Here is a 13203-nt window from a genome sequence, read left to right on the forward strand (position 1 = left end):
GATCGCTCTTTTGTTCCCAGTCTGGAGAAGTTTTTTTAAAATGTCGCTCACTAATATGAGCCTGGATAATTAAAAGTAACAATACTGTGGGGTGTTTCTGTGCCGATAGCAACGAGTAGCAGAAACATCTCAATTCCTTAGCCTTAAGCTTATGAAGTTTCAAAGCTTAAGGCTAAGGAATTGAACGATGCGCTACTAATAACATCCGTTATAGTGAGGATGGTTAAATAGTTGCGCTGAAAAGGCGGGTTTAATAGTGGCAGTTGCAGTTGAGCAGTTACTCACGGCAGAGATTCTCAAACCAGCACGTTATTTAGGAAACGAGTTGGGGGCAATTCACAAGGCTTGGGATAGTGCGGAAGTTCGCTGGGTGCTTACTTACCCAGAGGTATATGAAGTTGGCGCATCTAACTTAGGGCATATTATTCTCTACAATATTTTAAATGCCCAGCCCAGGCAACTGTGCGATCGCGCTTATTTACCAGCACCAGACTTAGCTGCAAAACTGCGGGAAACTCAAACACCTTTATTTGCCGTAGAGTCTCGGCGTTCAGTGACAGATTTTGATATTTTAGGTTTTAGCCTGAGTTATGAACTAGGAGCCACTAATATCCTAGAAATGTTGGATTTAGCTGGCATTCCTTTAACTTGGAAAGAACGTGCAGGTAGTTCATGTCCTTTAATTTTTGCAGGTGGGCAGACTGCAACTTCTAACCCTGAACCTTACGCTGACTTTTTTGACTTTGTGGCTTTGGGAGATGGTGAGGAATTACTGCCGGAAATTGGTTTAGTTTTAGAAGAAGGCAAGGCAGCAGGATTAAGCCGCGAACAGTTATTGCTAGATTTGGCACAAGTTCCTGGTGTATATGTGCCGCAATTTTATGATCTGGCGGATGATGGTTCAGTTCATCCTAATCGTGCTGATGTACCAGCGCGGATTGTCAGACGAGTGGCAACTCCCATGCCAGCATATTCGATGGGGTTGGTTCCAATAGTTGAAACTGTACATGACCGACTAGCTATTGAAATTAGGCGCGGTTGTACACGCGGTTGTCGCTTTTGCCAGCCAGGGATGTTAACTAGACCTGCGCGAGATGTGGAACCGGAAGCAGTAGTAGATGCGATCGAAAAGGGAATGCGTGCTACTGGTTATAATGAGTTTTCCCTATTATCCCTGAGTTGTTCCGACTATCTGGCACTACCTGCGGTGGGGATGGAGATTAAAAACCGCCTGAAAGATGAAAATATTACTTTATCTTTACCAAGTCAGCGAGTAGATAGGTTTGATGAGAATATCTCTAATATTATTGGCGGTAATAGACAAAGTGGTTTAACTTTTGCGCCGGAAGCTGGTACACAGCGAATGCGGGATATTATTAATAAAGGTTTGACTAACGAAGAACTTTTGCGGGGTGTTAAAACCGCATTTGAGCAAGGTTGGGAAAAGATTAAACTTTATTTTATGATCGGCTTGCCCGGAGAGACAGATGTAGATGTCGTAGGTATTGCTGAAACTGTACGCTGGTTAAAACAAGAATGCCGCGCACAGGGGAAAAGATTTTTAAATTTTAATCTCACTATTTCTAACTTTACACCGAAACCGCATACACCTTTTCAATGGCATTCTGTGTCTAATGCGGAGTTGGAACGTAAGCAAAAGTTACTGAGAAATGAATTTAGAAATATGAGAGGGGTGAAAGTTAATTTCACTGATATCCGTCTTTCTGCGATGGAAAATTTTATTGGGCGTGGAGATAGAAGGTTAGCGCCTGTGTTGCGTCGCGCTTGGGAGTTGGGCGCGGGGATGGATTCGTGGTTTGATAGTATAGAGCGGGCTTTTGCAGCATGGGGAAATGCGATCGCAGAAGCTAATTTAAGCTGGAAATACCGCCAAGTAGAACAAGGGGAATGGAATGTTTTTGAAGATACAGAAACCCATAATCCTTTAGATGGGCGTTTACCTTGGGATCATATTGATACAGGAATTGATAAAAACTGGCTGAAAGCTGATTTGCAAAAAGCTTTAGAAGCAGCAACAGTACCAGATTGTTCTTTTGATGGTTGTTCTCATTGTGGTGTGTGTGGCACTGATTTTGGTCACAATATTGTAATTGCACCGCCAGAAATACCACAATTTGCTGGTCACTTTACGCCAAATCAAGCACGGGTACAACGTTTACGGGTGTGGTTTGGTAAGCAAGGTGATATGAGGTTGGTAAGTCATTTAGATTTAGCACGTTTATTCGATCGCGTGATTAGACGTGCATCAATACCAGTTGCTTTTACTGGCGGTTTCCATCCTAGCCCTAAAATTATGATTGCAAACGCGCTGCCTTTGGGTGCTACCAGTAATGGGGATATTGTAGATTTTGAATTAACTCAATGGATGGATATTGAGGTATTTAAACAGAAGTTAGTAGCAAAGTTACCTTCGGATATTCCAGTTTATCAAGTTGAAGAAGTTGATTTAAAAGCGCCTTCAGCTACGCAATCTTTAGAGAAAGCTGAGTATTTGTTAACAGTTGAAACTGAGACATTAGCCACAGTTGAACAGTGGGAAAGCTGGGTTGAGACGGTGAAAGCAAGAGAGGAGATTTCGTGGGAACAAACTACTAAATCTGGGAAGAAGAAGCTTGTTAATTTGTGCGATCGTTTGTTTGATTTGGAGATAAAAGAAGCCAACAAACACAGAAATAATTCTGTTGAGTTGCGTTATGTGGGTAGTTGTTTGAATGATGGAACGATGTTAAGACCTGAGCATTTAATCTTTATGTTAGAGCAAGTAGCGCAGCAGGAGTTTAGGTTATTACATACTCATCGCTGTAAATTGATACTTGGGATGTAGTTCTTTTAAGTAAGTGCAGATTTTATAAATAACTGAATTTATCATTTCATTGTCTAGCTATACCTGCACATACAGAAACATAATTTTTATGTAGATCATCCTACCAAAAATTAATTTTTCTATGATTGAAATAATGTTGTGTCTGAATCAATGGGCAAAAAATATAAAATATATCTTGATGTTTGTTGTTTAAATCGTCCTTTTGATGACCAACAACAACCACGTATTCATTTAGAAAGTGAAGCAGTTTTAACTATTCTTAGTCAATGTCAATTAGGGAAATGGAAATTAATTACTAGCAATGCTTTAGATGCTGAATTAAGCCAAACTCCAGACTTAGACAGACTTAAAAACGTAACAAAATTCTTATCAATAGCCAAAATTAAAGTAATTAGCAGTTTGTTTCTTAAGGAAAGAGCTAATGAATTACAACAACTGGGATTTTCTAGTTATGATGCTACTCATATTGCCAGTGCAGAAAGAAGCCAAGCCGATGTATTTCTCACAACAGATGACAGACTGCTTAAAAAAGCCCAAAAAAATTTGCAATTGATTTATGTAAATATTAGTAATCCTGTGCAATGGGTAGCGGAAATTATTCAAACGGAGGAAACTAATAATGACAACGCAAAATGAAATTGTACAAAAAGGATATAAAGCATTAGTAGATTCTCTAGGAGTCGTTAATGCTATTCGTTTTATTCAATATTTCAGCCCTGGCAAAGGAGACTATACCAAAGAACGGTATCAATGGTTAGATGATAAATCTTTAGATGAAGTTTTTAGAGAAATGGAACAATTTAAAGATACGGATAGTAATCAATACGAAGAAATAATTGAATAATTATTGAAATTTATATTGACAATCAGGGAGTAATGGCTGTGTAATTAAAATAATTAATGTAAACTATTATTGCAACTGATATACACAGCCAACTCGAACGCACTCGCCACACTCTTAAGCTTTAGGTAATGCGGTTATCATTATTTCCCTATGTCTTATCAACTTCAAATTGACTATCCCGAAACCTTTCCCGACGCTTTACAACAAACAAAAGAACAATTTGAAACTGATGCTAAATGGGCAATGGCAGTCAAAATGTTTGAACTAAAGCGCCTTTCTTCTGGCATGGCAGCCGCTTTAATTGGCGTAGACAGAGTGACATTCTTACTCAAATTAAAAGACTACGGTATCCCTATGATTGACCTTACGGAAGCCGAATTATTATCAGACTTAGAGAATGCCTAATCCAGAGAAAATAATTAATTAAATTAAATATAAAATCTAAAATGCGTTAAAAGCAGTAAAGAATTGTTACCTGATGAAACCGCAAAACCAGGATTATACTTGTTACCTGTAGATTAATACTCTGTTGGGTTGCGCTGCGCTTGACCACAACCTACAAATTAGCTAATTGTTAATTGTATTACAGCCAATCGACTTGCGATCGCTCATGCAATACCCTACCATACACCGCCTCGGTTTGCTGGGCTAATTTCGCCCAATTGAAGTGGCGGTCTAAATCTTGATAAGCATTATCCACCAGCCAACAAGCGTAACGGGGGTTTTTTAATACTTCTAACATTCCCCAAGCAAGTGACTCTGGATTATTTGTATATGTAACAATACCTGTTTTAGTATGTCGTACTACTTCTGGTAAACCACCTGCATTAGATACAACTACAGGTACACGCGCTGCAAAACTTTCTAGCGCCACTATCCCAAATGGTTCATACAAACTGGGAAATACTGCACAATCAGCAATTGTTTGGAATTTATCTAAGTCACTATCGGACATAAAACCTGTGAAATAGCACTTGTCCCATATCCCTAAATCCCAAGCTTGACGCTTCCAATGGTCGGTATTTCCACCACCTATAAAAATAAATTTAGCCTTACCCCCCATTTCCCACAGCACTTTCGGGGCAGCATTAATTAAGACTGAAACACCTTTTTCGTAAGTCATCCGACCTACATAGTAAATAATTTTCTCATCATCGGCAGCAAATCTCCGCCGGAAGTTCCAATAGTCAAATTCTTGATGACGGTGTTTTTTCTCAGGACGGATGCCATTATAAACTACATCAATTTTATCCCAAGGACTTTCTAGCACTCGTTCAACTTCTCGGCGCATATAGTCGGTACAAACAATAACCCGCCAAGCGTTGTAAGCAAGTTGCTTTTCTTTATTACAGACGTAGTGTTGCGTATGACAATGAAGACCGTTATGGCGACCAAATTCAGTTGCGTGGATGGTAGCAACTAAGGGAATTTTGAAAGTCTGCTTGAGAGCGATCGCAGCATCTCCTACTAGCCAATCATGGGCATGAATTAAATCAAATGGCTGTTCTTCCTGAATTAACTTGCCACCATGTCGTCCCATGCTTTCATTCATGTTACAGATCCAGTGGAAAAAATCCTGGCTATGCCATACAGGTACTCGATGAATATGTATGCCTTCTACCACCTCATAAAGTGGTGCCTGACCGAATTCCACAGTGATCAAATGGACTTCATGCCCCAGTTTGACCATCTCAGGATATAACTCTGCCACGTGACGAGCAATCCCCCCTACAAGCCGAGGTGGAAATTCCCAACTCAGTACCAAAATCTTCATGAGGTCGGCTTCACCAATCTTTAACATATTTATACACACTGACATATTCTGGCAAAGTCAGTCTAGGCAATTTCACCTAAATTTAGGAAAGTTATGATTTAACTAGATAACAATAACAAGAATTCAGGAATTATAATTCAGGACAATTCTGTGCGACTCCTGCATGAGTAAATAGGTTCTGCGCCCCACCAAATTTCGTGGTTCCTAATTATTTGTGGAGCTAAATCATTTAATAATTACATTCTGAATTCTGAATTGTGACTTCTATCCAATAAATTTTTTGCAAGAATAACGAATATTAATAAATCAAGCAGATTGTGCCTTACCTCAAAAAATTGTGGCAACTCAAGGTATGGGAGAACTATGCTAGTAGTAAGTGATCAATTGCCTTTTTTTTTAATCCCAATGACAAAAAAATTACCCTTGCTTTTATCTTTATTGGCAAGCATTGTTTTAACTGGTAGCTACTCTAAGGGCGCGATCGCCCAGCCTACTAATCAAGCTAAAGTCTCTACAACTACCGTACAACTGGCTGCCACCGAAACGCAAACAAAGCCAGGTATCAAGCTAACTGTCCAAGATTTACCTGCTGGATTTCAACCCTTGTCACCAGAAGTAGCTACAGTCATTGCTACCCAGTTGGAAGCTTTTAAAGAAAAGCTCAATCTAGCCAATATTAAGACAGAGGACGTATTTGCCTTTATCAATCCAGATACATTGCAAGTCATTGTCGGCATGACAGCTAATCTTCCGACTCAGACAGATCAAGCTAGATTCGATGCTAGTTTGCAAGATTTAAAGAAACCAGCAGTTCAGGAACAAATGGTAGCTGAACTCAAGGAGCAACTCAAGTCCCTGCCGCAAGTCCCAGTGGAAGTGGTAAGTTACAACACACTTACCGATATGGATAAACTGGCGACTACCTCAACTGGTCTGCAAGTAGGTGTGAATATTATCGGTCAATCAGTCAACATGGATTTAGGCGTTTTTCGGCGGGAAAATGTTGGAGCATTGACAGCAGTTCTCTATATGAAAGGAGATCAGCCAGCTTTGTCAATCACAGATGCAGCGCGTAAGCTTGATAGCAAAATTATCCAATCTACGGCAAATAGATAGAGAGGAGGGAGGGCAGGGGGCAGGGGGGCAGAGGGGCAGGGGAAAAATTTCCCGAATTCTTCCACTGTTCTACAGGCAATCCTACCCAAATTATTTTCTCTCGTCACTGCGGAAGTAGCCCTGGGAGGGAGGGGGGACTGACAAGTGTAGTTTTTTTACATTTTTCCTTTTTTGGCAGAGGAAGCAGAGCAAATAGTAGAGTGCGATCGCCCTTTAACCAATCTTCTAATCTCAACCTGGCAAACAATGGGCTAGTCTTATTAGTAGTAAATTTAGGACTGATGCAACAACAGTTTAAACTAAACTAAAATCAGATTTGCCAAACCTGAATGTTATCTGTTAAAGAAGCTGAGGAAATCATCTTAGGGTTAGTACAACCTTTAGATGAAAATCAAGAATATGAGATTGTAAATTTATCATCTGCCGTTGGTCGGATTTTGGCAGCAGCAGTATCTAGCCAGTTGGATTTTCCTCACTGGGATAACTCCGCAATGGATGGGTACGCGGTGCAGTTTGCGGATGTGCAATTTGCTAATGCCCAGCAACCAGCAGTATTAGAAATTGTGGAGGAAATTCCCGCAGGTTGTCAGCCTCAAATTGTAATTAAATCAGGGCAAGCGGCGCGAATTTTGACTGGTGCTGTTATGCCTCTTGGCGCTGATACGGTGGTGATGCAAGAGCAAACTAGAAGGGAAGGCGATCGCATCTTTATTCTCGCACCGCCTGCACAACCCCAAGCTTTTGTACGTCACCAAGGCGCTTTCTATCAAGCTGGAACACAATTATTATCTGCGGGTATACCTTTAAATGCCCCAGAAATTGCTGTGCTTGCTGCTGCACAGTGTCACCAGTTACCTGTCTATCGCCGTCTACGGGTGGCTATTCTTTCTACTGGCGATGAATTGGTAGCACCTGAGCAACCTTTACAAGCAGGTCAAATTGTAGACTCAAATCAGTATGCTTTAGCTGCTTTAGTAACACAAATGGGTGGCATACCTTTGTGTTTAGGTATTGTACCCGATCAGCCACAGGCTCTTAAAGATGCGATTTCTCAAGCTATATTATCAGCAGATGTTGTACTTTCCTCTGGCGGTGTCTCAGTCGGAGATTATGATTATGTTGAGCAGATTTTGGCAGAGTTAGGGGCAGAAATTCACATCCGCGCTGTTGCGATTAAACCTGGCAAACCCTTGACATTCGCCACATTTCATGGAAATAAGTCGGCTAATTCTCAACCCGTGTTATATTTCGGATTGCCAGGAAATCCGGTTTCATCTCTCGTAACTTTTTGGCGGTTTGTGCAACCTGCACTGCTTAAATTATCTGGACTAGCAACAGGGTGGAAACCAGTATTTATTATGGCGCGATCGCGTGATAATTTGCATTCGGATGGCAAACGAGAAACTTATCTTTGGGGACAGTTGCAGTTAGTAGATGGAGTTTACGAGTTTCAGCTTGCAGGAGGTAGCCATAGTTCAGGTAATTTAATTAACCTAGCTCAAACTACTGGTTTAGCTGTTCTGCCTGTAGAGCATAAATTCCTTCCGGCGGGGAAAACTGTCAAGGTTTTAGCAATTAACAATTAACCGCCTGAATATTACGTTGATTTCCACCCAGCTACTTAACATTCCTTACCAAAAGCCTCGTTTACCATTCGGTAAAACTGTTGCCCAATTTGTCTTAGCTTGTGCTATTTGTTCGTCATTTATTTTGGCTCCAGTGAGATTTGCCCCACACAAATTTGCACCTCGGAGATTGGCATAGTTGAAATATGCAAAACTTAAATCAGCGCCACGTAAATCTGCTCCTTCCAAATCTGCATAACTAAGGTAAGCGCGTACTAAATTAGCATCTCTAAGCATTGCTCCACTTAAACTGGTTTGTCCCATATCAGTATTAGAGAGATTTGCCCCCTGGAAATTTGTTTGAGTCAAGTTAGCTTGATGGAAATTTCCTCCAGACAAGTTAGCTTTTTGCAGATTAAGATTACTGAGATTTTGTTCACCAAAGTCGCGCCTGCCTTTGTTATAAGAACTAATTACACTAGGCGCGTCTAATTTAGAAGGTTGTTTAGGTATCCCTGTTGTCTGGCTGACATTTCTATGTGGATGTGTCGTTGAATCTTTACCAGCCATACCTCTATCTTTACCAACCATACCTCTATTTTTATAATCTGCTGCTCCTGGGGATGCTGGTGATGCTGGTGATGCTGGGGATGCTGGTGATCCAGTTTGCTCCATTTTTGCTTTTCTAGCTCGAATTGCCATTCCTAATTGGGATGAGGCAGATGTGTTAATGGATGAATTTAATCCGCTTAAATCTCCAGATGGCGGAATATAACTTCTATTGCTTTGTTGATTAGATTGATTAGATTGATTAGATTGATTATGTTTACTCGTCAAACCTTGAGATAGGCTATCCATATAGGGAGCCATCTCTAGTGCATTAAGAACTTCCTCAGCAGACTGATAACGGTGGCGGACAGAAACCTCTAACATTTTTCTGAGAACTTCAGCAAACTGGTTGCTGATGTCGAGGTTTTCGTACCACAGCATTTCACCTGTGGAGGGGTTGTAATCTAGGTTTTTGGGTGATTTCCCTGTGAGTAAATAAATAGAAGTAACGCCGAGGGCATAGATATCACTAGCATAAACTGGTCGCATTGCCATCTGTTCTGGTGGCGCATAACCAGGTGTCCCAATAGCGTAAGCTGTCAAAGCAGTTTGATCTGAGCTATTAAATACTGCTGTCTGACTAACTTGATTTTTCACAGCACCGAAGTCAATTAAAACCAGTTTGCGGTCTTGTTCCCGACGAATCATGTTAGCTGGTTTGAGGTCTCGGTGAATTACCTGCTGACTATGAATGTATTGCAGCACGGGTAGCATTTCAGCTAGGAATTGCTTGACTCCAGCTTCACTAAAGGGACCGCCTTGTTTTACTTCTTGTTGTAGCGTCCAGCCTGGTACATATTCCTGTACTAGGTAAAACTGGGTATAGTCTTCAAAATAGTCCAGTAGTCTTGGTACTTGGGGATGGTTCCCAATTTTACCCAGGGTTCTAGCTTCTCTTTCAAACAACTCCCTTGCCATTTCTAATACTTGGGGGGAAGTTGTTGTTGGTCGCAGTTGCTTGATTACGCTGGTGGGTTCGCCTGGTAAAGCTTGATCAATGGCTAAAAAGGTAGCTCCAAAACCACCTTGACCGAGTGCTTTTACAACTCGATAGCGATCGCGCAATAGTAGTCTAGAACCACACGCCTGACAAGTTTCGGCATGATTGGGATTTTCTGGCTTAGGGCAGTCTGGATTTATGCAATAGCTCATGGGAGCGTCACTATTGAGACATCTGTGCAACGATCAAACTTGGTCAAAATTGCTCTTGATATGGCATGACTGTCTGTAGGTCAGAAGCCGATCCACTTAAGGCTAAAGGTATACTTTTACCTTATGAGGTTGCCTACGTTTTTATTTATTGGTTTAAAACAAGGATATCTTACTTGCTTATTCATTAACTTTTATTATTTAACACGATCTCTATTCGTTATCTATAGTTCCCTAATATCATCCCAAAAATCTCACTCCTATATTGGCTTGGCAAAAAAAATAGCTAACGCCTACAACTTTTTTTCTTAGCTAAATTTTATTCTAGTTCATTGCAGCTAAGTTTTCACGTTCACATATAGCCTTACGATAGCACTTACCTCAATATAAACTATTTAATTGTTAAATTTATTAAGACTTTAATATTTAGCTCCCAAATTTACCAGAAAGTGTTAATTTAAAGAAAGTAAAATTCAGCAATTGAACTACATAAGTAGGTTGCCACAGACTATATTTTACAATTTATGGCAATAATTGGGTATAGATTAAATCTTCTCTTGTGTGCCAGTAATTTCAGCACTTGTTTAATTAAGTAGGGGTAAATTCTATTTTAAGATTTTATGAACCTTTCAGGAGCTATATTTATTTGCTAGTTAACATCAAAAACGTGAGTAAAGTCTGCTAAAAAAGTTTATAGGAAGAAACACCATTGTGGCAGTCTGCCTGGAGAAAGGTAAAATAATCAGGCTGAAATAGGTAAAAGCAAGCGGTTAAATGCGTATCTCTCTAAACTGGCTGCGGGAACTGGTTGATGTAAATATTGCTCCAGAAGAGTTGGCTCAAATGCTGACTTTAGCTGGGTTTGAGGTGGAAGATATCGAAGATCGCCGTACTTGGGCGGAGGGTGTGGTTGTTGGAAAGGTGATTACTCGGCAACAACACCCAAATGCTGATAAGTTAAGCTTATGTGAAGTCGATATTGGGAATCCTAGTGGTTATTTAAATATTGTCTGTGGTGCTGCTAATGTGCGGGCGGATATTTATGTGCCTGTGGCAACTGTGGGTACTTATTTACCTGTGATTGATTTAAAGATTAAACCGACTAAGCTCAGGGGTGTACGCTCAGAAGGGATGATCTGCTCTTTAGCCGAAATCGGTTTGATGAAGGAGTCAGCAGGGATTCATATCTTTGAGGGAGATAATTTGCAGATAGGTGCAGATGTACGTCCTTTATTAGATTTGGATGATGTAATTCTAGATCTAAGTTCCACTGCCAATCGCGCTGATGCTTTGAGTATGGTGGGAGTGGCGCGGGAAGTATCGGCACTTACTGGTGCTGCTTTAAAACTGCCGCAGGTAGCAGAAGCCGTAATTCCATCTGAAGGTAATTTACCGTTAAAGATTTCTGAGCCAAAAGCAAGTCCAGCTTATATTGGTACTGCGATCGCTAATGTTAAAATTGCTGCTTCACCTGATTGGTTGCAGCGTCGTATACAAGCTGCTGGTGTCCGACCAATTAATAATGTTGTAGATATCACTAACTACATCTTATTGGAATGGGGTCAGCCGCTTCATGCTTTCGATCGCGATCGCTTACAATCTGTTGCTGGTGGAGACAACCTTGCTATTGGTGTTCGCTTTGCCAATAGTGACGAATCCTTCAAAACACTAGATAGTCAAACGCGCAACCTGCAATCACAAAATTTAATCATCACTGCAAATGACAAAGCTGTTGCTCTTGCAGGTGTGATGGGTGGTGAAGAAACGGAAGTTTATGATGGTACTGAGAATTTAATTTTAGAAGCGGCAATTTTCGATCCGGTAGCAATTCGCAGATCTGCTAGAAGTCAAGGTTTACGGACAGAAGCTTCTACTCGTTATGAACGGGGAGTAAATCAGGCAGAATTAGAAATAGCTTGTAATCGTGCGATCGCACTGATTACTGAGTTAGCAAATGGGACAGTTGTAGCCCAAGAATTTGCTGACTTTCGACCCGATAAAGCTAACTGGAGTCGCTCAATCGAATTACGCCTAGAACGAGTTAACCAAGTTTTAGGGGCAGTAGATTTAGGAGATGATCAACTAGGGGAAATCCAGCCTGAAGATGTTGAGCGGATTTTAACTGCCCTTGGATGTACTCTCCAACCTACTGATCGAGAACAGGTTTGGATGGTGACAGTACCACCATACCGTTATCGGGACTTAGAACGGGAAATTGATTTAATAGAAGAAGTTGCTCGTCTCTACGGCTATGGCAAATTCTGCGATACTCTACCTAGTAAAACAGAAGCCGGATATCTATCTTTAGATCAGCAGTTAGTGCGGCAATTGCGCGAAGCATTTCGGGCAGCAGGACTAACAGAAGTGATGCACTACTCTTATGCGGTAGCGAAGTCTGAAGATGATACACAGGTGAGGATCGCTAATCCGATGTTCACTGAATATTCACTTTTACGTTCTGAGTTAATAGCTGGTTTAATTAATTCTTTCCAGTACAATTTAGAACAAGGAAATGGTGCTTTAAACGCCTTTGAAATCGGTCGGGTTTTCTGGAGTGACGAAGAAGGTTTAGCTGAAGCAGATTCTTTAGCTGGAATTTTAGGCGGTGATCCTACCCAAGGAAAGTGGATCAGAGGAGGACGTGAACAAGCGATGACTTGGTTTGAAGCCAAGGGTGTGCTTGAAAGTGTATTTCAGCGTCTAAGTGTGCCTGTAGAGTATCAACCTGATAGGCGCGATCGCCGTTTACATCCAGGGCGGACAGCATCTTTGTGGATACAAGGTGAACGTTTAGGTACTTTTGGACAATTGCATCCTCAATTACGTCAAGAAAAAGGTTTACCGGATGCGGTTTATGCCTTTGATTTGGATATGGATGTGTTATTGAACTACTTAGCTGAAGAAGAACATCTTACCCCACCGTTTAAAGTTTATTCCACATATCCGGCTGCTGACCGAGACATTGCATTTTTTGCTCCTGTCGAGGTAACTGTTGCTGAAATTGAACGAGTGATTAAAAAAGCTGGTGGTAAGTTATTAGATGGTGTGGAATTGTTTGATGAATACAGGGGCGAAAACGTCCCAGATGGGCAAAGAAGTTTGGCGCTGCGGTTAATTTATCGGGTAGGCGATCGCACTCTTACAGATGAGGATGTGGAACCAGTACATCAAAAAGTCCGCGATGAGTTAGTAGAAAAATTCCGAGTTAACCTCAGAAGTTAGGTGTAAAACCCCACCCCCCAGCCCCCTCCCCGTTCACAGGCAGGGCTGTTTCATTTTCCAAGGCAAATTCTTAAAGAAA

9 protein-coding genes are annotated in these 13203 nt (G+C 41.0%); 7 read left to right on the plus strand and 2 right to left on the minus strand.

Going from position 1 to position 13203, the window contains the following annotated elements:
* Positions 1 to 256 precede the first annotated feature (256 nt).
* From CRI9333_RS18485 to CRI9333_RS18500, 4 genes are all read left to right on the plus strand, one after another.
* Positions 257 to 2845: a TIGR03960 family B12-binding radical SAM protein gene (locus CRI9333_RS18485; protein WP_015204693.1), complete on the plus strand. Its 2589-nt coding sequence runs from the start codon at positions 257 to 259 to the stop codon at positions 2843 to 2845.
* A 150-nt stretch (positions 2846 to 2995) separates the two neighbouring features.
* Positions 2996 to 3481, plus strand: a complete 486-nt coding sequence (locus CRI9333_RS18490) for a hypothetical protein (RefSeq protein WP_015204694.1) — start codon at positions 2996 to 2998, stop codon at positions 3479 to 3481.
* The gene (locus CRI9333_RS18495; RefSeq protein WP_015204695.1) at positions 3465 to 3689 is read left to right on the plus strand and encodes a hypothetical protein; all 225 of its coding nucleotides are present in this window, start codon (positions 3465 to 3467) and stop codon (positions 3687 to 3689) included. Before CRI9333_RS18490 ends, CRI9333_RS18495 begins: the two co-directional genes overlap by 17 nt.
* A 150-nt stretch (positions 3690 to 3839) precedes the next feature.
* Entirely contained in the window at positions 3840 to 4094 is a 255-nt protein-coding gene (locus tag CRI9333_RS18500) for a UPF0175 family protein (RefSeq protein WP_015204696.1), read from the plus strand.
* A gap of 178 nt (positions 4095 to 4272) precedes the next feature.
* Here CRI9333_RS18500 and CRI9333_RS18505 read toward each other — a convergent pair whose 3' ends face one another.
* Complete coding sequence (locus tag CRI9333_RS18505; RefSeq protein ID WP_041226808.1) at positions 4273 to 5463, minus strand: glycosyltransferase family 4 protein; 1191 nt, start codon at positions 5461 to 5463, stop codon at positions 4273 to 4275.
* Positions 5464 to 5868: 405 nt separating this feature from the next.
* On the opposite strand from CRI9333_RS18505, the gene CRI9333_RS18510 reads away from it, so the two are divergent.
* On the plus strand, positions 5869 to 6579 hold the full coding sequence (locus tag CRI9333_RS18510; protein WP_157462350.1) for a hypothetical protein: 711 nt from the start codon (positions 5869 to 5871) through the stop codon (positions 6577 to 6579).
* Between the two features lie 329 nt (positions 6580 to 6908).
* Positions 6909 to 8165 (plus strand): molybdopterin molybdotransferase MoeA, encoded by a 1257-nt coding sequence (locus tag CRI9333_RS18515; protein ID WP_015204699.1) that lies wholly within the window; start codon positions 6909 to 6911, stop codon positions 8163 to 8165.
* A 45-nt stretch (positions 8166 to 8210) separates the two neighbouring features.
* Here the strand turns inward: CRI9333_RS18515 and CRI9333_RS18520 are convergent, their stop codons facing one another.
* Positions 8211 to 9905, minus strand: a complete 1695-nt coding sequence (locus tag CRI9333_RS18520; RefSeq protein ID WP_015204700.1) for a serine/threonine-protein kinase — start codon at positions 9903 to 9905, stop codon at positions 8211 to 8213.
* A gap of 771 nt (positions 9906 to 10676) precedes the next feature.
* Between CRI9333_RS18520 and pheT the strand changes: the two genes are divergently transcribed.
* Positions 10677 to 13124 carry a phenylalanine--tRNA ligase subunit beta gene (gene pheT, locus CRI9333_RS18525; RefSeq protein WP_015204701.1) on the plus strand — a complete coding sequence of 816 codons (2448 nt, stop codon included), beginning with the start codon at positions 10677 to 10679 and terminating at the stop codon, positions 13122 to 13124.
* Positions 13125 to 13203: the final 79 nt, after the last annotated feature.

Origin of the sequence: Crinalium epipsammum PCC 9333, assembly GCF_000317495.1 — a bacterium.
GTDB classification, from domain to species: Bacteria; Cyanobacteriota; Cyanobacteriia; order Cyanobacteriales; family PCC-9333; genus Crinalium; species Crinalium epipsammum.